The 21469-nt window shown below is 61.2% G+C and carries 12 protein-coding genes, 1 pseudogene and 2 riboswitches; of the genes and pseudogenes, 1 reads left to right on the top strand and 12 read right to left on the bottom strand.

Annotation, left to right across the window (positions count from 1 at the left end; genetic code table 11):
* Positions 1-74 precede the first annotated feature (74 nt).
* The 3 genes from rpsG to E4U03_RS07175 form a co-directional block, all read right to left on the bottom strand.
* Complete coding sequence (gene rpsG / locus E4U03_RS07185; RefSeq protein ID WP_135012878.1) at positions 75-545, bottom strand: 30S ribosomal protein S7; 471 nt, start codon at positions 543-545, stop codon at positions 75-77.
* Positions 545-919: a 30S ribosomal protein S12 gene (gene rpsL, locus E4U03_RS07180; protein WP_083090707.1), complete on the bottom strand. Its 375-nt coding sequence runs from the start codon at positions 917-919 to the stop codon at positions 545-547. Before rpsL ends, rpsG begins: the two co-directional genes overlap by 1 nt.
* Before the next feature lie 414 nt (positions 920-1333).
* Positions 1334-3280, bottom strand: coding sequence for a neutral/alkaline non-lysosomal ceramidase N-terminal domain-containing protein (locus tag E4U03_RS07175; protein ID WP_135012876.1), 1947 nt, complete (start codon positions 3278-3280; stop codon positions 1334-1336).
* 298 nt (positions 3281-3578) lie between these two features.
* Here E4U03_RS07175 and E4U03_RS07170 point away from each other — a divergent pair, with 298 nt between their 5' ends.
* Complete coding sequence (locus E4U03_RS07170) at positions 3579-4484, top strand: shikimate dehydrogenase (protein ID WP_135012874.1); 906 nt, start codon at positions 3579-3581, stop codon at positions 4482-4484.
* 97 nt (positions 4485-4581) lie between these two features.
* On the opposite strand, the gene E4U03_RS07165 is transcribed toward E4U03_RS07170, so the two are convergent.
* The 9 genes and pseudogenes from E4U03_RS07165 to narY all read right to left on the bottom strand — a co-directional run.
* Positions 4582-8472 carry a DNA-directed RNA polymerase subunit beta' gene (locus E4U03_RS07165; protein ID WP_135012872.1) on the bottom strand — a complete coding sequence of 1297 codons (3891 nt, stop codon included), beginning with the start codon at positions 8470-8472 and terminating at the stop codon, positions 4582-4584.
* Between the two features lie 57 nt (positions 8473-8529).
* Positions 8530-12030, bottom strand: coding sequence for a DNA-directed RNA polymerase subunit beta (locus tag E4U03_RS07160; protein ID WP_135012864.1), 3501 nt, complete (start codon positions 12028-12030; stop codon positions 8530-8532).
* A 282-nt stretch (positions 12031-12312) separates the two neighbouring features.
* On the bottom strand, positions 12313-13830 hold the full coding sequence (locus tag E4U03_RS07155) for an L-serine ammonia-lyase (RefSeq protein ID WP_135012862.1): 1518 nt from the start codon (positions 13828-13830) through the stop codon (positions 12313-12315).
* Between the two features lie 128 nt (positions 13831-13958).
* The gene (gcvT, locus tag E4U03_RS07150) at positions 13959-15077 is read right to left on the bottom strand and encodes a glycine cleavage system aminomethyltransferase GcvT (protein ID WP_135012861.1); all 1119 of its coding nucleotides are present in this window, start codon (positions 15075-15077) and stop codon (positions 13959-13961) included.
* 21 nt (positions 15078-15098) lie between these two features.
* Positions 15099-17942: an aminomethyl-transferring glycine dehydrogenase gene (gene gcvP / locus E4U03_RS07145; protein WP_135012859.1), complete on the bottom strand. Its 2844-nt coding sequence runs from the start codon at positions 17940-17942 to the stop codon at positions 15099-15101.
* A 56-nt stretch (positions 17943-17998) separates the two neighbouring features.
* A riboswitch (glycine riboswitch) is annotated at positions 17999-18111 on the bottom strand.
* A riboswitch (glycine riboswitch) is annotated at positions 18112-18225 on the bottom strand.
* Positions 18226-18421: 196 nt separating this feature from the next.
* Complete coding sequence (locus tag E4U03_RS07140) at positions 18422-19642, bottom strand: MFS transporter (protein WP_135012857.1); 1221 nt, start codon at positions 19640-19642, stop codon at positions 18422-18424.
* A gap of 10 nt (positions 19643-19652) precedes the next feature.
* Positions 19653-20438, bottom strand: a complete 786-nt coding sequence (gene narI, locus E4U03_RS07135; protein ID WP_135012855.1) for a respiratory nitrate reductase subunit gamma — start codon at positions 20436-20438, stop codon at positions 19653-19655.
* On the bottom strand, positions 20435-21223 hold the full coding sequence (narJ, locus tag E4U03_RS07130) for a nitrate reductase molybdenum cofactor assembly chaperone (protein WP_135012853.1): 789 nt from the start codon (positions 21221-21223) through the stop codon (positions 20435-20437). The genes narI and narJ overlap by 4 nt, the downstream gene beginning before the upstream one ends.
* 2 nt (positions 21224-21225) lie before the next feature.
* Positions 21226-21469, bottom strand: a pseudogene (narY, locus tag E4U03_RS12840) (nitrate reductase subunit beta); the annotation flags it as partial.

The following is a 21469-nucleotide window of genomic DNA, read 5'->3' as shown; positions in this document are numbered from 1 at the left end:
TTTGTTCTCCCTTGTGAGAAACTCCGAAAGCCTGCCGCTATGTACTTGTGTAATAACGGCAGGCTACGAAGAAATTACCAGCGGTAGTGTGCGAAGGCCTTGTTGGACTCGGCCATCTTGTGAGTGTCTTCGCGACGCTTCACAGCGGCACCAAGACCGTTGGACGCATCCAGAATCTCGTTCATGAGACGCTCGGTCATGGTCTTCTCGCGGCGGAGCTTTGAGAAGCCAACGAGCCAGCGCAGAGCCAGAGCGGTTGCGCGGCCTGCACGAACCTCGACGGGGACCTGGTAGGTCGCGCCGCCGACGCGGCGTGAGCGAACCTCGAGTGAAGGCTTGACGTTGTCCATTGCCTTCTTGAGGGTTACTACGGGGTCTGCACCGGTCTTCTGAGCAACGCCTTCGAGTGCACCGTAGACGATGCGCTCAGCGGTTGACTTCTTGCCATCCAGCAGAACCTTGTTGATGAGCTGGGTAACCAGCGGTGAGCCGTAAACAGGATCGTTTACGAGGGGACGCTTAGGAGCGGGACCCTTACGAGGCATTACTTCTTCTCCTTCTTTGCGCCGTAGCGTGAACGAGCCTGACCGCGGCCCTTAACGCCCTGGGTATCCAGTGCGCCACGTACAATCTTGTAACGAACACCGGGGAGGTCCTTCACACGACCGCCGCGAACGAGCACGATGGAGTGTTCCTGAAGGTTGTGGCCCTCACCGGGGATGTATGCGGTAACCTCGACGCCGCCGTTGAGCTTAACACGTGCGACCTTACGCAGTGCTGAGTTCGGCTTCTTCGGGGTGGTGGTGTATACACGGGTGCATACGCCACGCTTCATGGGGTTGCCCTTAAGTGCGGGCGCCTTGGTCTTTACGACCTTGGGTGCACGGCCCTTACGGACCAACTGCTGAATTGTAGGCACTTGTTCTCCGTTTGGTATCGGCGGCCCCGTTAGGGGCTACCGGTTTACTTGCCTTCTGTCACTTGGGATAAGCGCAAAAGAAAATCTTTATGACTTAGCAGGAGCCCAGACACAACAAAAAATGGCATTTAGGCCTCAAGATCGCTGTTCGGGCCGGGGCCCGGGCGAACAAGGCCAAAGGACGGTGTCCATTCTGCCATTGGTTCTTATGTACTGCTCAGAACGTGTCTGTGCGGGCAATAGATACTACTGCTAAGTACTCCAGGTACTACTCTAGCTGGTTAGAAAGGCTTAATCTACCCCCTGTGTGCTCTGGGGGCAGCTTTAAGCCCTTTAATCGGGGTGATGTCAGGCACTTAAGGCTTTAAAAAGAGCAAGGACGCCGGCCTCCGCGTCCTGAAGGAACCTGCCCGCCTAGCTGACGGTGAAGTTCTGGGTTGCTCCGGTGAAGGGGGTGATGGTGCCGACCCCGTTCTTGGAATCCCCGTGGTAGAGAATCCGGTAGGTGCCGGGAAACGCATCGGCAGGGATCTGCCATTCGATGGTTACGCGGGACTGGGCCGCCAGGTGACGCTTCCAATGGAAGCGGGTGGCTGGGTCGTTATCGCCGGCGACGGTCACCCACTGGTTACCCTCTAGACGCTGAACTTCAAGGTAGCTGGAATTGAGCTGCTGGTCATTGTTGGGGTGGGCACCCACAAAGACGGCGCTGACGGTTGCACCCCTGGCTGTATTGGCAGGCTGGGTGAGCACCTTACCGTAGTAGTGGCCAGCGCCGGGCAGGTCGTACCAGACCTTGCCCACAGCGCTCTTCATGGGGGTGCGCACGGTGGGCTTATCGCCCAGGGGCAGCTCGGTGCCATCTCGCAGGGAGGTCGCAACGGTGTTGAGGGTCTGGCGGAAGGCCCCCATGGTATTGATACCGAAGACGGTGGCCCCGCCCTCGTACTGCTGCGAAACGTATTCCTGCGGGGTCGTCACATAGTGACTGTAGGCGTTGGTGTAGCCCTGCACGATAATCTGCGACTCGTCAACGCCCAGCAGGGCGGCCATATCCTGGCGGTACTGCACGCCGACCGCGCCGTTGTGCTCACCGGGCATACCCAGCAGGTAGTAGTTACCGAAGCGCATGACCTGCACCGGCAACTTCTGCTGCACCTTCTCGTGGACGGCCAGCAGGTTGGCCTTGGGGTACTGGCAGGCACTCAGGCTGGCAAATGAGCTGTAGGCCAGCCAGTTGAAGTCGCTCCAGACCTTATTGGCGTTAGCCCCCTCATTGAAGCCGGCTGCGCCGGGGCCGTCCTCCACACTACCGGCGGCAAAGGGGGCACCCAACGAAGCGTTACAGGTAGAGCCCGCGTAGCCGGTGCCCGTCCACCGGGCGTCCACCTGCACTTTGGAGAAGTCCACATAGGTGATGCGGGAGTCCAGGCCCTGCCCCACCGGGGTACCCGCGCTTGCCAGCTGGGTGCGGACGGCGTCCACCTGCTTGGTTCCCTGAATCTCAAGGTTGGTGAACATGTCGTTGGTGGGGCCCATGCCCGGCTGCAGCATGGTGTTGGGCGAGACGTCACCGGTGTTGCTGTTAGCAAAGGCCGCGATGAAAGCGTCATCTTCAGCCCCCGTGTTCAGATTGACCCCGTGGTCTACGGTTTCGAGCAGGTACTGGGCATAGCCCTTGTTATCTGAGGAGACCAGGGTATTCTGGTTGGTCAGAGAAGTGGGGTGAATGGCGAACCAGTTCAGGACGGCGCGGGTCACCCCGTCGTGCTCAAAACGGAAGGTGGTACTGGTGGGGTCAACCCCGTTGATGAGTTCGTCGGTGAGGTTAGCGGGGTCTTGCTCCAGGGCTACCGCCGAGCGGTTGACGCCAACACCGGTGAGCTGGCTGCTGGAGACCGTCACGTTGCCGGGGGCCAGGTCGGCCAGGGCCTCGCGGATAGCCTGCATAGACCCGTTGACCTGGTTGTTGAAGGTAGGTTCGTTGAAGCCCAGGGTTGCCAGGTTGTAGAGCACGTCCTTGCTCACGCCGCCGGGGGTGGCGTGGCTGTGGGAGGCTGTAATCATAATGTTCGCTTCGGTGAACTCTGGGCCGAGCTCAGCCTGAATACGGTTCACTAGTTCAGCGCGAATGCTGTTCCAGGCGCTTAGAGCATCGAGTACCACAATTAGGTTGCGGGAGCCGCTAGCAGGGTCAATGACCACGAAGGCGCGGGCGTACTGGCGGGTATGAATACCCGAGCCCCTCTGGGTATCGGTACCGTAGCCCACGAAGGCCACCTCGGCGACCTCACCGGTAATATCAGCAACGCCCGCCCCGACCAGATAGGGGTTAGCAGCGGTGGGCTGGGTGGAGTTCACCAGCTGGGCCAGGCTCTGGGCGTTGACGCCCGCCGGTGTCAGTTCAACGTCGGCCTGGGACGGAATCAGCTAGGCCCCGGCAGCTAGCGATAGGGCAGCCCCAAAGACGCCGAGCTTGACCCCTACATGTCGTGATAGTTTCATTCAACCCTCAAGATATGCGAAAAGATAGGCAGGTGGAGCCCGCCCGTGTGTGCCCCCTAAGCCTACCGACCGGGGCCTCTTCCAGCTAGCTGGGCTTGCCCCGCGATTCGTGGTAGAACGGAAGAACTTTAACCCCACGAAAAGGACAGCACGAGTGAGCACCCCCAACGAGTCTTACCTGGTCGGCCTACTAGGTAGCGGTATCACGGCCTCTCTTACTCCGCCCCTACACGAGTTCGCAGCAGACCGGGCAGGTGTGCGCTATCTCTACCGCCCCGTTGATCTTGATGCTCTGGGCCCCGGGGCACGAGCAGCCGGTGTACTGCCCGTGGGAGATCTACTGCACTGGGGGTTTGACTTTGGTTTCAACGCTTTCAATATCACCTTCCCCTACAAGCAGGCTGTTCTGGAGCACCTCGATGAGGTGTCGGACGCCGCAGCCCGGCTGGGGGCTGTCAATACGGTGGTAGCGCGGGAAGGTAAGCTCATCGGGCACAACACCGACGTGAGTGGCTTTGCTTCTGCCCTAGCCCAGGGGCTGGCCCCGGCCCCTGAGGACCTGGCAACCGTCACCCAGCTGGGTGTCGGTGGAGCGGGCTCCGCCGCTGCAGATGCCCTACTGAACTTAGGAACTAGAACGCTCAATCTATTTGATGTCGATATTGAGAGGTCCTCCGCTAAAGCCCAGAAGCTGGCCGCACTCTACCCGGGTGCGACCGTCCGCGCCGTCACCGAAGCAGAACTTGCCGAAGCCCTTGCCGCCTCAACAGGCCTAGTCAACGCCACTCCCATCGGCATGCACCACCACCCCGGCACTCCCCTGCCCCTGGACTATCTCCATTCGAGCCTCTGGGTCTTTGACGTCATCTACCTGCCCCAAAACACCCCGCTCATACAGAAGGCTCGTTCTATAGGCTGCCGGGTACTTCCCGGCGGGCTCATGGCAGTCGGCCAGGCATCCGACGCCTTCGAGCTCATCACCGGTCTCAGCCCCAATCGGGCAGAACTCCTGACCCACTTCGAACAGCTTCTCGAAGCCCAGGGAAACCAGCTCACCTAAGCAACCCGGCGCAGGTCCGGAACCCACATACGAGGAAGGCCCTCCCCGCAGATACGCGGGGAAGGGCCTTACCTATGCCAGGAAAATGGCAGCCGGTTTACTTACCGAACTCGTAGTCATCCAGCGGAATTGCCTGGAACTCGGGGCTGATAGCACCCTCGTTGGTCTCGGCGTAGCTGAAATCGTTGTAGGGAGTTGCGGTCTGAGCAAACAGGGCCTCACGAGCCTCGTCGGTGGGCTCAACCTCGATGTCGTTGTACATGGCAAGGCCAGTACCAGCGGGGATGAGCTTACCGATGATGACGTTCTCCTTGAGACCGACCAGTGGATCTTCCTTGCCTTCCATTGCAGCCTGAGTCAGGACGCGAGTGGTTTCCTGGAAGGACGCGGCAGATAACCAGGACTCGGTAGCCAGTGACGCCTTAGTGATACCCATCATCTCGGGGCGGCCTGATGCAGGACGCTTACCCTCGGCCAGAGCCGCACGGTTAGCGTTCTGGAAGGCGATGTTCTCAACCAGCTCACCGGGGAGCAGGTTGGTCTCGCCGGAGTCAATGACGGTGATACGGCGCAGCATCTGGCGGACGATAACCTCAACGTGCTTATCGTGGATGCCTACACCCTGGGAGCGGTAGACGCCCTGAACCTCGTCTACCAGGTGCTTCTGAGCCTCACGGGGACCGCGAATACGCAGGATCTCCTTGGGGTCAACGGCACCGGCAACCAGCTGGGTGCCAACGGTGATGTGGTCACCTTCGGCAACTTCCAGGCGGGCACGACGCAGGACGGGGTAAGCAACCGGGTCGTCGCCGTTATCGGGGGTGACAACAACCTTCAGGGACTTGTCGGTGTCCTCGATGGTGACGCGACCGGTGACCTCAGAAATCGGGGCAACACCCTTGGGGGTGCGGGCCTCGAAGAGTTCCTGAATACGGGGCAGACCCTGGGTAATATCGTCAGCCGATGCGACACCACCGGTGTGGAAGGTACGCATGGTCAGCTGGGTACCGGGCTCACCAATGGACTGAGCCGCGATAATACCGACGGCCTCACCAATGTCGACCAGGTTACCTGAAGCCATGGAACGGCCGTAGCAGAGGGCACAGACACCAACTGCTGACTCACAGGTCAGGACGGAGCGGACGCGAACCTCTTCGATACCGGCCTTGAACAGGTCGTCAATGACAATATCTGAGACGTCAGCGCCAGCAGCAGCCAGGACAGTGCCGTCTTCAGCCACAACGTCAACAGCCAGAGCGCGGCCGTGGATTGAAGACTCGACGTTCTCGTGCAGGAAGACGTTTCCAGCGGCGTCCTTCTCAATCAGGGGCAGGGTCAGGCCGCGGCGGGTGCCACAGTCGTGCTCGCGCACGATGACGTCCTGAGAAACGTCGACCAGACGACGGGTCAGGTAACCGGAGTTTGCGGTACGCAGCGCGGTATCTGCCAGACCCTTACGAGCACCGTGGGTTGCGATGAAGTACTCCAGAACCGACAGGCCTTCACGGTAGGAAGACTTAATCGGGCGGGGCATAATCTCACCCTTGGTGTTGGACACCAGACCACGGATACCTGCAATCTGACGAACCTGCATCCAGTTACCACGTGCACCTGAGGTGACCATGCGGTTAATGGTGGTGTTCTTCTCAGCCAGGTTTTCCTTCATGGCCTCGGCGACCTCGTCGGTTGCCTTGGTCCAAATATCGATCAGTTCGGTACGGCGTTCGACGTCGTCGATCAGACCCATGGCGAACTGGGATTCGATGTTGGCTGCCTGCTCCTCGTAGCCTTCCATAATGGCGGGCTTGGTGGGGGGTGCTGCGATATCGGAGACCGCAACGGTCACACCTGAGCGTGAAGCGTAGTAGAAGCCGGTGTTCTTGAGCGCGTCAAGGGTCTTGGCTACCACGTGCATGGGGTACTTCTCAGCAAGGTCGTTGATGAGGGCACCCAGGGACTTCTTATCGGCAACGCCGGTGTACCAGGGGTAGTCTGCGGGCAGGGTCTCGTTGAAGATAACCTGACCGACGGTGGTTTCTACCAGGACGGGCTGACCGGGCTCGTAGCCTTCGGGGGCTTCCCAGCCCTCGTAGGGTACGAAGTCGTCCAGCACAATCTTGACCTTAGTGTAGAGCTCAATCTCGTGGCGGTCCATAGCCATGATGGCTTCTGCGTAGGACGAGAAGAGGCGGCCTTCGTTCTTCTCACCGTCACGGGCGGTGGTCAGGTGGAAGAGACCGATGATCATGTCCTGGTCAGGTACTGCAACGGGGCGGCCGTCTGAGGGCTTCAGGATGTTGTTGGAGGACAGCATGAGGATGCGGGCCTCGGCCTGAGCCTCGGGTGACAGGGGCAGGTGGACTGCCATCTGGTCGCCGTCGAAGTCAGCGTTGAATGCTGAACAGACGAGCGGGTGCAGCTGGATAGCCTTACCTTCGACCAGCTGGGGTTCGAAGGCCTGAATACCCAGGCGGTGCAGGGTGGGTGCGCGGTTCAGCAGCACGGGGTGCTCGGTGATGATCTCTTCGAGGACGTCCCAGACCTGGGGGCGGAAACGCTCGACCATGCGCTTAGCAGACTTGATGTTCTGGGCGTGGTTGAGGTCCACCAGGCGCTTCATAACGAAGGGCTTGAAGAGCTCCAGAGCCATCTGCTTGGGCAGACCACACTGGTGCATCTGCAGGGTGGGGCCACCGACGATAACGGAACGACCCGAGTAGTCAACGCGCTTACCGAGCAGGTTCTGACGGAAGCGACCCTGCTTACCCTTGAGCATGTCAGAGAGTGACTTCAGGGGGCGGTTACCGGGGCCGGTAACGGGGCGGCCACGACGGCCGTTGTCGAACAGGGAGTCAACAGCTTCCTGCAGCATACGCTTTTCGTTGTTCACGATGATCTCGGGGGCACCGAGTTCCAGCAGACGCTTGAGGCGGTTGTTGCGGTTGATGACGCGACGGTAGAGGTCGTTCAAGTCGGAGGTCGCGAAGCGGCCACCGTCGAGCTGCACCATGGGGCGCAGTTCCGGCGGGATGACGGGAACGTAGTCCAGTACCATACCGAGCGGTGAGTTGTCGGTGGTCAGGAAGGCGTTGACAACCTTCAGACGCTTGAGGGCGCGGGTCTTCTTCTGGCCCTTGCCGGTCTGGATGATGTCCTTGAGGGATTCTGCTTCAGCTTCCATGTCGAAGTTCTCAAGACGCTTCTTGATAGCTTCTGCACCCATGGAGCCTTCGAAGTACATGCCGTACTTGTCGACCATGCCGCGGTAGAGGGCTTCGTCGCCTTCAAGGTCAGCGACCTTGAGGTTCTTGAAGCGGTCCCAGATGCGGTCGAGCTGCTCGATTTCGCGTTCTGCGTTCTTGCGGACGGACGCCATCTGGCGCTCGGCTGCGTCACGCAGCTTGCGCTTTTCGGCGGCCTTGCCACCGTCAGCCTCAATCTTGGCAAGTTCCTCTTCGGTTTCGCGGGCGATCAGGTTGATGTCGGCTGCGAGCTGGTCCTGCAGAACCTTCTTGTCACGGTCGTGGGCGGCCTGTAGGTTGGGCAGGTCCTCATGGCGGGCTTCTTCGTCCACATGGGTAATCATGTAGGCGGCGAAGTAGATAATCTTTTCCAGGTCCTTGGGGGCCAGGTCAAGCAGGTAGCCCAGGCGTGAGGGCACGCCCTTGAAGTACCAGATGTGGGTCACGGGAGCTGCCAGCTCGATGTGGCCCATGCGCTCGCGGCGCACCTTGGCACGGGTTACCTCTACGCCACAGCGCTCACAGATGATGCCCTTGAAGCGTACGCGCTTGTACTTACCGCAGTAGCATTCCCAGTCGCGGGTAGGGCCGAAGATGCGCTCGTCGAAGAGGCCTTCCTTCTCGGGCTTCAGGGTTCGGTAGTTGATGGTTTCGGGCTTCTTAACCTCGCCGTACGACCAGTCCAGGATATTCTGGGAGGTCGCCAGGCCAATACGCATCAAACCAAGTGAAGATTCGTTGGACATTTGGTCCTTATCTCTTTCCTAGTGTTTTGAAGTCTTGTTCGAACAGATGGGAGGGTCTTAGACCTCTTCGACAGAGCTGGGCTCTGCGTGGGACAGGTCAATGCCCAAGTCATCTGCTGCTCGGAAGCCTTCGTCTTCTACATCGCGCATTTCGATGGTCTTACCGTCGGTTGAGAGAACCTCAACGTTCAGGCAGAGGGACTGCATTTCCTTGATCAAGACCTTGAAGGACTCGGGCACACCGGGTTCGGGGATGTTCTCGCCCTTAACGATGGCTTCGTAGACCTTCACGCGGCCGTGAACGTCGTCAGACTTGACGGTCAGGATTTCCTGCAGGGTGTAGGCGGCACCGTATGCTTCCAGTGCCCACACTTCCATTTCACCGAAGCGCTGGCCACCAAACTGGGCCTTACCGCCCAGGGGCTGCTGGGTAATCATGGAGTAGGGGCCAGTGGAGCGTGCGTGAATCTTGTCGTCGACAAGGTGGTGCAGCTTCAGGATGTACTGGTAGCCAACGGATACCGGCTCGGGGAAGGGCTCGCCGGAGCGGCCATCGAGCAGGCGGGCCTTACCTGAGCGGTTGATCAGGCGGTCGCCGTCGCGGTTGGGGTTAGCGTGGTCCAGCAGCTCGAACAGTTCCTCTTCACCGGCACCGTCGAACACGGGGGTTGCGACGTTGGTGGGGCCGGTTTCCTTGGGGAAGTTGTGGAGCTTGTCGAGCCAGGCGGGGTTGCCTTCGATCTTCCAGCCCTGCTTGGCCAGCCAGCCGGTGTGAACTTCGAGTACCTGACCGATGTTCATACGACCGGGAACGCCCAGCGGGTTGAGGATGATGTCGACGGGGGTGCCGTCTTCCATGAAGGGCATGTCCTCGATGGGGAGGATCTTGGTAATAACACCCTTGTTACCGTGGCGGCCTGCCAGCTTATCGCCGACGGTGATCTTGCGCTTCTGGGCAACGTAGACGCGGACCAGCTGGTTGACGCCGCTGGGCAGGTCTTCGTCGTCGTTTTCGCGGTCGAAGATACGGACGCCGATAACGGTACCGGACTCACCGTGGGGAACCTTGAGTGAGGTGTCACGGACTTCGCGGGACTTCTCACCGAAGATGGCGCGCAGCAGGCGCTCTTCGGGGGTCAGTTCGGTTTCACCCTTGGGGGTGACCTTACCGACCAGGATATCGCCGGCCTCAACCTCGGCACCGATGTGGATGATGCCGCGCTCGTCGAGGGCTGAGAGCACCTCTTCGGAGACGTTGGGGATGTCGCGGGTGATCTCTTCGGCACCCAGCTTGGTGTCGCGGGCATCGATTTCGTGCTCTTCAATGTGGATTGAGGTGAGCACATCGTCAGAGATCATGCGCTGGGACAGGATGATGCCGTCCTCGAAGTTGAAGCCTTCCCATGACATGTAGGCCACGAGCAGGTTCTTACCGAGTGCCAGTTCACCCTTGTCGGTTGAGGGGCCGTCAGCAATCAGGCTGCGCTCTTCAACGCGGTCGCCCACCTTAACAACAACACGGTGGTTGTAGCAGTTACCGGGGTTGGAACGCTGGAACTTGAGGATGGGGTAGGAGGTGGTGGTGCCATCGTCGTTGCGGACGACAACCAGGTCAGCGGAGACCTCGGAGACCACACCGGCCTTCTTAGCGACAACGGAGTCACCGGAATCAAGAGCCGCGTAGCGTTCCATACCGGTACCAACGACAGGTGCCTCTGATTCGAGCAGGGGCACAGCCTGACGCTGCATGTTAGCACCCATCAGTGCTCGGTTAGCGTCGTCGTGTTCCAGGTAGGGAATCAGGGCGGTTGCCACAGACACCATCTGGCGGGGGGAGACATCCATGAACTCAATTTCACCGGCGTCTACCAGCACTGCTTCGCCTGAGCCGTCACCTGCACGGCAGAGAACCTGCTCTTCAGCGAAGGTCATGTCTGCGTTCAGGGGTGCATTGGCCTGAGCGATGGTGTTGCCCTTTTCGTCATCGGCGGTGAGGTACTTGACCTCGTCGGTGACCTTGCCGTTCTTGACGATACGGTAGGGGGTCTCGATGAAACCGAAGGGGTTGATGCGGGCGTAGGTTGCCAGCGAGCCGATCAGACCGATGTTGGGGCCTTCAGGGGTTTCGATGGGGCACATACGGCCGTAGTGGGAGGGGTGCACGTCTCGCACTTCCATGCCTGCACGGTCACGGGAGAGACCGCCGGGGCCCAGCGCGGAGAGGCGACGCTTGTGGGTCAGACCTGCCAGCGGGTTGTTCTGGTCCATGAACTGGGAGAGCTGGGAGGTGCCGAAGAATTCCTTGATGGAGGCAACGACCGGGCGGATGTTGATCAGGGTCTGAGGGGTGATAGCCTCAACGTCCTGGGTGGTCATACGCTCGCGGACGACGCGCTCCATACGGGACAGACCGGTGCGGATCTGGTTTTCGATCAGTTCGCCCACGGCGCGGATGCGGCGGTTGCCGAAGTGGTCGATGTCGTCAACGTCGACGAGGATGTCGACTTCCTGGCCGTCGCGGACGCCCTTGATGCTGGTGCCACCAGAGTGCAGGGTGACCAGGTAGCGGATCATCGCTGCGATGTCGTCCTGGGATAGCACGGAAGCTGAGGGGTCGTTGACGGGGGTGTCGATACCCAGCTTGCGGTTCACCTTGTAGCGGCCGACCTTTGCCAGGTCGTAGCGGCGGGGGGTGAAGTACATGTTGTCCAGCAGGTTCTGGGCAGCATCAACCGTGGGGGGTTCGCCCGGGCGCAGCTTGCGGTAGATATCAAGCAGGGCCTCTTCGCGAGTCTGAACGGTGTCCTTCTCGAGGGTGGCGCGGATGGAGTCGAATTCACCGAATTCAGCCAGAATCTTGGCTTCGCTCCAGCCCAGGGCCTTGAGCAGGGTGGTGACGGACTGCTTGCGGCGGCGGTCCAGACGGACGCCGACCTGGTCGCGCTTGTCGATTTCGAGTTCGAACCAGGCACCGCGGGAAGGGATAATCTTCGCGGTGTAGATGTCCTTATCGGAGGTGCGGTCGGCGGTCTTTTCGAAGTAGGCGCCGGGTGAACGAACCAGCTGGGAAACAACGACGCGCTCGGAGCCGTTAATCACGAAGGTGCCAGATTCGGTCATCAGGGGGAAGTCACCCATGAACACGGTCTGCTGCTTGATTTCGCCCGTGTTATTGTTCATGAATTCGGCCTTAACGTACAGGGGAGCTGCGTAGGTCGCGTCGCGATCCTTGCACTCTTCCATGGTGTACTTGGGGTCGGCGAATTCGGGATCGGAGAAGGACAGGGACATGGTGCCCTGGAAGTCTTCGATCGGGGAGATTTCTTCGAAGATGTCGGCAAGACCTGAGGTCTGGCTGACGGAGGTATCGCCGGTTTCTGCTGCTACAGCTGCTTTAGCTGCCCAGCGTTCGTTACCGACGAGCTGATCAAAGCTGTCGAGCTGGAGCGCGAGCAGGTTGGGAACCTGCAGGGGCTCAGCAATTTTTGCGAATGAGATTCGGCGCTGCGAACCTACGCCGTTAGCGGCTTCAGTATTAGAGGTGCTCGAGGCGACCAAGATTGGATCCTTCCACAGACATGTCTGTTCGTACCCGCTCCCCCACCAGGGGCGGTACACTCAAGAACCCGTTGAAAAGGCAAACTAGCCTGTTATAGCACCTGTGCCGTGCTGGGATAGTGGCTAGATTGATGTTCGGGGTACTGGGGCGTACTTAAAACCTGTTACAACCTGCCCACCGCTATATGAAGGCACAGAAGATTAGGGAAGCGCAAATATTCATGCTACAGCAAAACATTTGCGCTGTCTATACCCAATCTCTGCGGCTTTTGCAAACTCCGGCTAGCACTCCACCACGTTGACAGCCAGACCACCCATGGAGGTTTCCTTGTAGCGGTGCGACATATCTTCGCCGGTCTGGCGCATGGTTTCAATGACCTGGTCCAGGGAGACCCGGTGCTGGCCGTCCCCGCGCAGGGCCATCTTGGCGGCGGTAACAGCGTTGGAGGCCGCCATAGCGTTGCGCTCAATACAGGGAATCTGCACCAGGCCACCGACGGGGTCGCAGGTCAGGCCAAGGTTGTGCTCCATGGCGATTTCGGCGGCGTTTTCTACCTGCTCGTTGGTACCGCCCATGACCTGGGCAAGACCGGCTGCTGCCATGGACGAAGCGGTGCCCACCTCACCCTGGCAGCCCACCTCAGCACCAGAGATGGAGGCCCGTTTCTTGTAGAGGGCCCCGATGGAGGCGGCGGCTAGGAAGAAGTCAACGACGGCGTCATCGATGACCTTTTGGCCGCGGTGGCGCACCGAGGGCACGTAGTTGAGGGCATAGTGCAGCACGGCCGGGATAATGCCGGATGCCCCGTTGGTGGGGGCGGTGACGATCCGCCCGCCAAAGGCGTTTTCTTCGTTAACGGCTAGGGCGATGAGGTTGACCCAGTCAATGGCGAACTCGGAGGATTTCTTGGGGTCTTCGGCCAGCAGGTCGCGGTGCCACTGGCCAGCACGGCAGCGCACCTTGAGGGGGCCAGGCAGGTAGCCCATGCGTTCCAGGGAGGAGCCGATACATTCCTTCATGACCTGCCGAATATGCAGGATTCCGGCGCGCACTTCGCTCTCGCTCCGCTCGGTCTTTTCATTTTCCATCTTGAGCTGGGCGATGGAAAGCCCCGCACTGTTGGCCATGTCCAGCAGCTCTTCGCCCGACCCAAAGGGGTAGGGGGCTTTGGAGAGCCCGGTGGAACCTGAAGATTCTTCGTGTTCTTCAACGATGAAGCCGCCACCGATAGAGAAGTAGGTGCGCTCCAGCAGCAGGCTCTCCCCCGCGTAGGCGGTGACCTTAATACCGTTGGTGTGGCGGGGCAGCACCGTGAGCGGACGCAGGGTGATATCGGCTTCCTTGTAGGTCAGGACGGGCCCGCCCACCTTGGTTGCCTCAGGGCCGGGGGCGCCGGACTCAAAGGTAGCTGAGGGGTAACCGGCCAGGGGCAGGGTGCCGTCCACCTGGTTGCGGTCCATGAGGGTCTCGGCCGCGGCGATATCGATGGTCTCGGGCACGAAGCCAGCCAGCCCCTTAATGGCTGCGCTCATGGTGCCGTGCCCGGCGCCGGTGGCGGCTAGAGAGCCGTAGAGGTCGATGTGGACCCGGGTGACGTCCTTGAGTGTGCCGGCGTCAATCAGTTCGGCGATGAACCGGTTGGTGGCCCGCATAGGGCCCACGGTGTGGGAGCTGGAGGGGCCGATACCGATGGAGAACATCTCGAAGACGGAGATGTCGTAGTCCAGGGCTTCTGCTTTGGTTTGCGCTTCTGAGTGGGGTGGTTCAGAAAGGTAATCGGGGGCGTCGTTGAGGTCCATCGGTGATGCTCCTGCGGGGTGTCAAGGGGTCCTAGGTCAGAAAGAACCCTGTGCTACCAACCGGTCCAAGGCCGGTTGTGACGGGGTGGCAGTAGCACAGGGTTCTAAAAAGGGGCGCGCTGAGCGGCTTACTTCTCGCGCTTGTAGAAGGGCAGCTCGACGATGTCGAAGGGGGTAACCTTACCACGGATATCGACGTTAACGGTCGCACCTACGGTAGCGTGCTCGGTGGCCAGTAGGGCCATGGCAACGGGGTAGCCCAGGGTGGGTGAAGGAATACCCGAGGTAATCTCACCAATCTCGGTGCCATTCTCGTCTACCAGCTTGGAGCCTGCCCGGCCGGGGCGCTTGCCCTGGGCCTTGAGGCCGACCAGGGAGCGAGCCGGGGTCTGCTCAGAGAGCTGAACCAGGGCGTCCTTACCCACGAAGTTGGCGGCCTTCTTGGTCAGAGCAATCTCGACCAGCTTGCCCATACCCGACTCGAAGGGGGTAATGTCGCGGCCCAGTTCATGGCCGTAGAGGGGCATGCCGGCTTCAAGGCGAAGGGAGTCGCGGGCCGCGAGGCCTGCGGGAATAGCCCCATGCTTCTCCCCGCGCTCGGCTGCCAGGGCCCAGAGCTTGGCGGCGTCCTCGTTAGCGACATAGATTTCGAAGCCGTCCTCACCGGTGTAGCCGGTACGGGCTAGCAGGGCCTCAATATCGCCGAAGCGGATGGGGGCAGCTGCATAGTAGCCCATGGAGGTAATGATTTCAGCGTCGGAGGGGTCCATGTCGAGCAGGATAGCCTCTGAGGCAGGGCCCTGTACCGCAACCAGGGAGATCTGGGCGGTCTCGTTCACCAGCTGCACGTCGAAGCCTGCTGTGCGGGCGCTCATGGCCTCGTAGTCGGCTGCCACGTTAGCGGCGTTGGGAATGACCAGGAACTCTTCCTCGCCCAGGCGGTAGGTAATCAGGTCGTCGATGACGCCGCCGTCCTCGGCCAGAAGCAGGGAGTACTTGGCCTTGCCCACCTTGAGAATCGACATGTTGGAGAGCAGGGCGTAGTCCAGGAAGGCGCCGGCGTCGGGGCCGGTGACGCGGAATTCGCCCATGTGGGAGAGGTCGAAGAGACCGGCAGCTGAGCGCACGGCCTTGTGCTCTTCAACATCGTTGGTGTACTTGAGAGGCATGTCCCAGCCGCCGAAGTCGGTGAAGGCGGCGCCCAGGTCTGCGTGGACCTGGTAGAGGGCAGTTTTCTGGGGTGACATAGGGGTTAGACCTTTCTTGCCTTAGGCGCTGTGGACTTCGAGGTCGAAGGCTTCCATGGGCGGGCATTCGCAGACAAAGTTGCGGTCGCCGCCTGCTCCGTCGATACGGCCCACGGGGGTGAAGTACTTGTTCAGGCGCAGCTCGTGTACGGGGTAGGCTGCCTGGGAGCGGGGGTAGGGGCGGATCCACTCGTCGGCGGTGACGACCTCGGCGGTGTGCGGGGCGTTGCGGAGGACGGATTCCTCGGCGCTGACCTTGCCGTCGATGACTTCCTGAATTTCAGCGTGGATGTTGGTCATTGCCTCGATGAAGCGGTCCAGCTCAGCCAGGGACTCTGACTCGGTGGGCTCGACCATGAGGGTGCCGGGCACGGGGAAGGCCAGGGTGGGGGCGTGGAAGCCGTAGTCCATGAGGCGCTTGCAGACGTCCTCGGCGGTGATTCCGGACGCCGCGGTCAGCTCGCGCAGATCCAGGATGCACTCGTGGGCCACCAGGCCGGTTTCACCCGTGTACAGCACGGGGTAGAGGGAACCCAGCTTCTTGGCGATGTAGTTGGCCGAGAGGATGGCGGTCTCCGAAGAAGCGCGCAGGCCCTCAGCACCGGTCATGGCGATGTACATCCAGGAGATGGGCAGCACGCCGGCTGAGCCGAACATGGCCTGGGAGATGGGCAGGGGTACATCTGCCAGCTGGCCGTCCGCGTCCGCTTCAAAGCCGTTGCCGGGCAGGTACTTCTCCAGGTGGGCGCCAACAGCGACGGGGCCGACGCCGGGGCCGCCACCACCGTGGGGGATGGCGAAGGTCTTGTGCAGGTTCAGGTGGGAGACGTCGCCACCGAACTTGCCGGGCTGGGCCAGGCCCATCTGGGCGTTGAGGTTGGCGCCGTCCACGTAGACCTGGCCACCGGCGTCATGCACCAGCTGGCAGACCTCAACGACCTGCTCCTCGAAGACACCGTGAGTGGAGGGGTAGGTAATCATGATGCCGGCGATGGTGTCGCCGTACTTTTCGATCTTGGCCTTGAGGTCTTCGACGTCGATGGAGCCGTCGGGGGCGGTTGCAACACCGGCAACGGACAGACCCGCCAGGGCGGCAGAGGCGGCGTTGGTGCCGTGGGCGCTCATGGGGATTAGGACGACGGTGCGCTGGGTGTCGCCGTTGGCCTCGTGGTAGGCGCGGATAGCGCGCAGGCCCGCGTATTCACCGGACGCACCGGAGTTGGGCTGTAGGGAGATGGCGTCGTAGCCGGTGATTTCAACCAGCCAGGCAGAGAGCTCGTCAATCAGAGCCTTCCAACCGGTAGCCTGATCGGCAGGCACGTTGGGGTGGATAGAGGCGAACTCGGGCCAGGAGATAGGTTCCATCTCGGCTGCTGCGTTCAGCTTCATGGTGCAGGACCCCAGGGGAATCATGGTGCGGTCCAGGGCCAGGTCCTTGTCTGAGAGGGAGCACAGGTAGCGCATCATGGAGGTCTCAGAGCGGTAGAGGTGGAAGACCGGGTGGGTCATGTAGTCGTCAGTACGCAGCAGGGCCTCAGGCAGCTCGTAGGCATCGGTCTCCCCCAGTTCCCCACCCAGGGCAGTAACCAGGTCTTCGAGTACCTGCTCGGTGTGGGATTCGCCTACCGAGATAGAGATACGGTCGGCTGAGAGGCGGCGGATGTTGATGCCAGCTTCCAGGGCCTTGACGACCAGCTCGTCGGCGCGGCCCTCAGCTTCAAAAGCGACGGTGTCGAAGAAGGTCTCGTGGACCAGCTTCAGGCCGGCTGCGGTACCGGCAGCGGCAATGCGGGAGGCCTTGTCGTGCAGGCTGTTGGCGATGGCGCGCAGGCCTTCGGGGCCGTGGTAGACCGCGTAGGCACCGGCAGCGATAGCTAGCAGGGCCTGGGCGGTACAGATATTAGAGGTGGCCTTTTCGCGGCGGATGTGCTGCTCGCGGGTCTGTAGGGCCAGGCGGTAGGCGGGCTTTCCGAAGGCGTCCTTTGAGACACCGACCAGGCGGCCGGGCAGGTTGCGTTCCATGCCCTTAGAGACGGTCATGAAGGCCGCATGGGGGCCGCCGTACCAGAAGGGCAGGCCAAATCGCTGGGATGAGCCAACAGCGATGTCGGCACCCTGGTGGCCGGGGGCGGTCAGCAGGGTCTGGGCCAGCAGGTCGGCGATGACGGTGACCAGGGCGCCGCGGTCCTTGGCGGCCTTGATGAGCGGTTCGATATCGCGTACTTCACCGTCGTGACCGGGGTTGGAGATAATGACACCGTAAAGGTCGCCTTCGGGCAGGCCGTCAGCGAAGTCGGTAATTACGAAGGGAATGCCCAGGGCTTCGGCACGGCCGCGGACAACCGAGAGGGTCTGGGGCAGGGCACGGGCGTCGAGAGCGAAGAAGCCGTTCTTGACCTTGCGGTTGGCGCGGTGCATCATGACGGCGGCCTCGGCAACAGCGGTTGCCTCATCGAGCAGGGAGGCGTTGGCGATGGGTAGGCCGGTCAGCTCCATCACGGTGTTCTGGAAGTTCAGCAGAGCTTCGAGGCGGCCCTGGGAGATTTCGGGCTGGTAGGGGGTATAGGAGGTGTACCAGCCCGGGTTTTCGAGGATGTTGCGGCGGATTACGGCCGGGGTGATGGCGTCGTAGTATCCTGCACCGATCATCTGGTGCTTGACCTGGTTCTGGGCGGCGTAGGAGGCAATCTTGTTCTGGGCCTCAAGCTCCGACAGGGGGGCGGGCAGGTTGAGGTCGCCCTCTAGGCGAATATTGGAAGGGATGACCTCGTTGATGAGGGCGCCGAGGCTGTCGTAGCCCAGCACCGAGAGCATGGTTTCTTGGTCGTTTGAACGGGGGCCAAGGTGACGGTCGATGAATGACATGAAACTCTCCAGGGGTAGAGGGTAAACCTGCCCACAGGGGTGCCCTGTGGTGGTGCCCTCCCCGCTCTGTTAAAACCTGAGAGTTTTGGTTCGCAGCTACCCATCACGCTTGGTAGCGAGCGCGAATTTTGCCCCTTCGGTGGGGGTTTAACGCCCCTCTCCAGAGTTGCCTAACTGAGCGGTACATTTGCCTGAGAGTTTCCCGGGGAGGGTTTGCTCCTTCGGCGCCGGTGCCCGTGGTCCCTCAACCTCGGGTGTGTACGGTCTCTCCCGCATCAGTTGTAACGGCATTTTAGTTTTATCAACCCTTATTGTGCCACACCTTACACCTAGAGCACCAGATGAGCGGCTTTCGCGCTTCAAGGCAGGCAGCATCAGGAGGCGGACGCCACCGCGCCCCGCCCCTGCCCGTAGGCAGGAAAGCGGGGCGCGGGCGTCCTCGGAGTGCATCTCTCCCCCATAACTGAGGGAATATGAGATTAGGCGGGGCGGGCGGCCTTCTTATCTGAGGCCATCCAGAGAGAGACCAGGATAGAGATGACGCAGGTGGCGCCCAGGGCCAGAACGCCCCAGAAGTAGTTGCCGAAGGCGGTGTAGGCAGCGCCCATAATCAGGGGTGGGAAGTAGCCGCCTAGACCACCGGCTGCTGAGACCAGGCCCGATACGGTGCCGGTGTCCTGCGGGCGAACGACCTTGCCCAGCCAGCCGTAGATGGTGCCGGTACCGAAGCCCACAAAGAGGGCCATGACCACGTGAATCAGGGTATTCACGGCGGTGCTCTCAGGCTCAAAGGCGATGCAGATGGCCAGCACGGTCATAGCAACGAAAACGATGAGAGTGGTGAGCTTGCCGCCGAACTTATCGGCTGCGACCCCGCCGAAGGGGCGGGCCAGCACGGCGCAGGCCGCGAACATGGCCGCAAAAGTACCGCCGGCAACGGCCTCGTAGCCGTAGATGTTCTGCATATAGGTAGAGAGGAAGTTCGAGAAAGCTACGAAGGCACCGAAGACCACAGCGTAGATGAAGCAGAGCTGCCAGGTAACCAGCTTTTTAGACACAGCCAGAATCTTGGGTAGAACCGGCTCGGGGGTGCGGGCCTTCATAACGGGTGAGTCACGGATGAAAAGCCAGACGATGACGGCGTAGGTCAGGGCTACGCAGCTCATAATGACGTGGGTGGGAAAGTAGCCGAAGGCAGCCAGCATGCGGGGGTTGAAGAAGGCAGCGCAGGCGGTACCGACCATGCCCATGCCGAAAATACCGGTGGCTAGGCCCTTGCGGTGGGGTTCAAACCAGGCCGCGGCGAAGGGGATGCCCACCGCGAAGATAGAACCACCGATACCTAGGAAGAAAGCTGCCAGCAGGAGCAGGGAGAAGTTACCCATCTGCCCCACCAGGCCGGTAATGAGCACCATTGAACCGGTCAGGGTCAGCATGATGGTGAACATGATGCGGCCACCGAAGCGGTCAGTCAGCGCACCCACCGGAATACGGGCCAGGGACCCAACAATCACCGGGGTAGCAATTAGCAGGGAGCGCTGCCCCTCGGTCAGGACGTAGGTTTCGGTGTAGTACTTAGCCAGGGGGCCAATCATGGTCCAGCCCCAGAAGCCAATCATGGAGGCCAGGGCCGCCATAATGACGTACTTGAACTGGCCAGCAAGCTGCGGATCTTTCGCAGCAACAGCCGTAGTAGACATGGTATTTTCCTTAGTGGTGGTGCTGGCGCTCGACCGTGCGGGCGTCCTTATTCACGGAGTCTGCGGTGCCTACCGGCGACCAGCCGCGGGCGTGGTTACGCTTGCCCCGCGAGCGGTAGACGATGTAGGGCCGGAAGATGTAGTGCAGGGGTGCGGTGAAGGCGTGGACCAGGCGGGTGAAGGGCCAGAGGCAGAAGAGAATCATGGCCACGATAACGTGGATATGGAAGGAGGTGGTGGCGCTCGCCATGGCCTCGATGTTGGGCTGGAAGTAGAAGAGGGAACGGAACCAGACCGAGACGGTTTCGCGGTAGTTGTGGTGCCCTTCAATTTCCATGGCGTTGAAGAGGGTTGCTACCGAGCCGAGGACGATGGCACTGGTGAGGGCCACGTACATCATCTTGTCGTTCCAGGTGGTGGCGCGGAATACGGTGGCAGAGGTGCGGCGGCGGTAGATCATGGCGAAGAGGCCAATGAGGGTGGCGACCGCTGCGATAGAGCCCAGTACCAGGGCGTTGAGGTGGTAGAAGTGCTCCGAGATGCCAACGGCGTCGGTCCAGGATTTGGGGATGACGAGGCCTACGATGTGGCCTACGAGCACGACCAGGATGCCGTAGTGGAACATGGGCGAGGCAATGCGTAGCAGGCGAGATTCGTATATCTGGGAGGAGCGGGTGGTCCAGCCGAACTGGTCGGTCTTGTAGCGCCAGATGGTACCGCCGATGACGATGGCGAGGGTGATGTAGGGGAAGATGCCCCAGAGGAAGAAGTCGAGGGCGTTGACTGTGGTGGTCACAGGTGGGCTCCGTTCTTGTGGTCGGCGCCGACGGTGGCGCCGGGTGTCTGTTCGTGGGGCAGCAGCAGGGGTAGTAGGCGGGGGTCGCCGGGAGCCAGGGCTAGGCCGACGGCTTCAGCGGGTGGGCCTGCTGTGACGAGTTTCTGCACGTCTGCCTGGGTTTCGGGGGAAACTCCGGGCAGGGTCTGGCAGACCGCTTCGATGAGCTCGTAGTAGGGCAGGTTGTCGTCCCGTAGGGCCAGGCGTAGCAGCTCCAGGGAGGGGCGGTAGGCCTGCAGGGCAGCGCGGCCGGCGCGGGCGTCCACCAGGGCGGTGAACTCCAGCACCATGGGCAGGTAGTCGGGTAGTTCCCCGTGCAGGGTGGTGACCATGCCGGAGTCTCGGTACATCTGCTTGAAGCGGGCTAGGGCCTCGCCGCGGCGGCGGGTATCACCTTCGGTCCAGTAGGACAGGTGGAAGGCGTGCCGGCGTGACAGGTCGTATTCCTGCACGTATTCGGCCTGCATGGCATCTAGCTCGCTTGTTTCGTACCAGCTGCTCACGCGGGCGACTCCGCGCACCAGGTAGTCGTTGCCGGTCTCGTGAGCGAGCGCGGTGAGCTCCGGTAGCAGGGCGCGGGTTTCTTCGGTGGGGTAGCGCATGAGGACGCTGGTGAGCTGGTAGACCACGGCGTCGGTGGGTTGGCCGCTCCCCCAGTCCATGTCGAAGGGGTCGCCCGAGGGTGGAGTGGCTGGTTCTACTTCGTTCTCGTTGCGTTTGAGGAGTTTGGAGAAGAATCCTGCCACGGCTAGACCTTCTTGCTTCCGGAGGTATCGGGGAAGAGGGAGTCGGGGCGGGTTTTGCCGTCCCACATGAAGATGTCGACCTTGCCGTCGGCGCGGGCGGCGTTGGCGTAGGAGCCGGCTGAGACGGGGACGGGGCGGTCACCGGGGTCGGTGAATGCGCTGTCGTAGAGCATGCCGGGGCCGCCGTCGGTGTCGAGGGAGCAGCCGATTTCTTCGAGGTTATGGGCGTCTTCGAGGCTGTCTCTT

The sequence above is a fragment of the Rothia nasimurium genome (genome assembly GCF_004569295.1).
Classification (GTDB): domain Bacteria; phylum Actinomycetota; class Actinomycetes; order Actinomycetales; family Micrococcaceae; genus Rothia; species Rothia nasimurium_B.
Note: the sequence above shows the minus strand (reverse complement) of the source record. Positions and strands in the feature narration are given on the sequence as shown.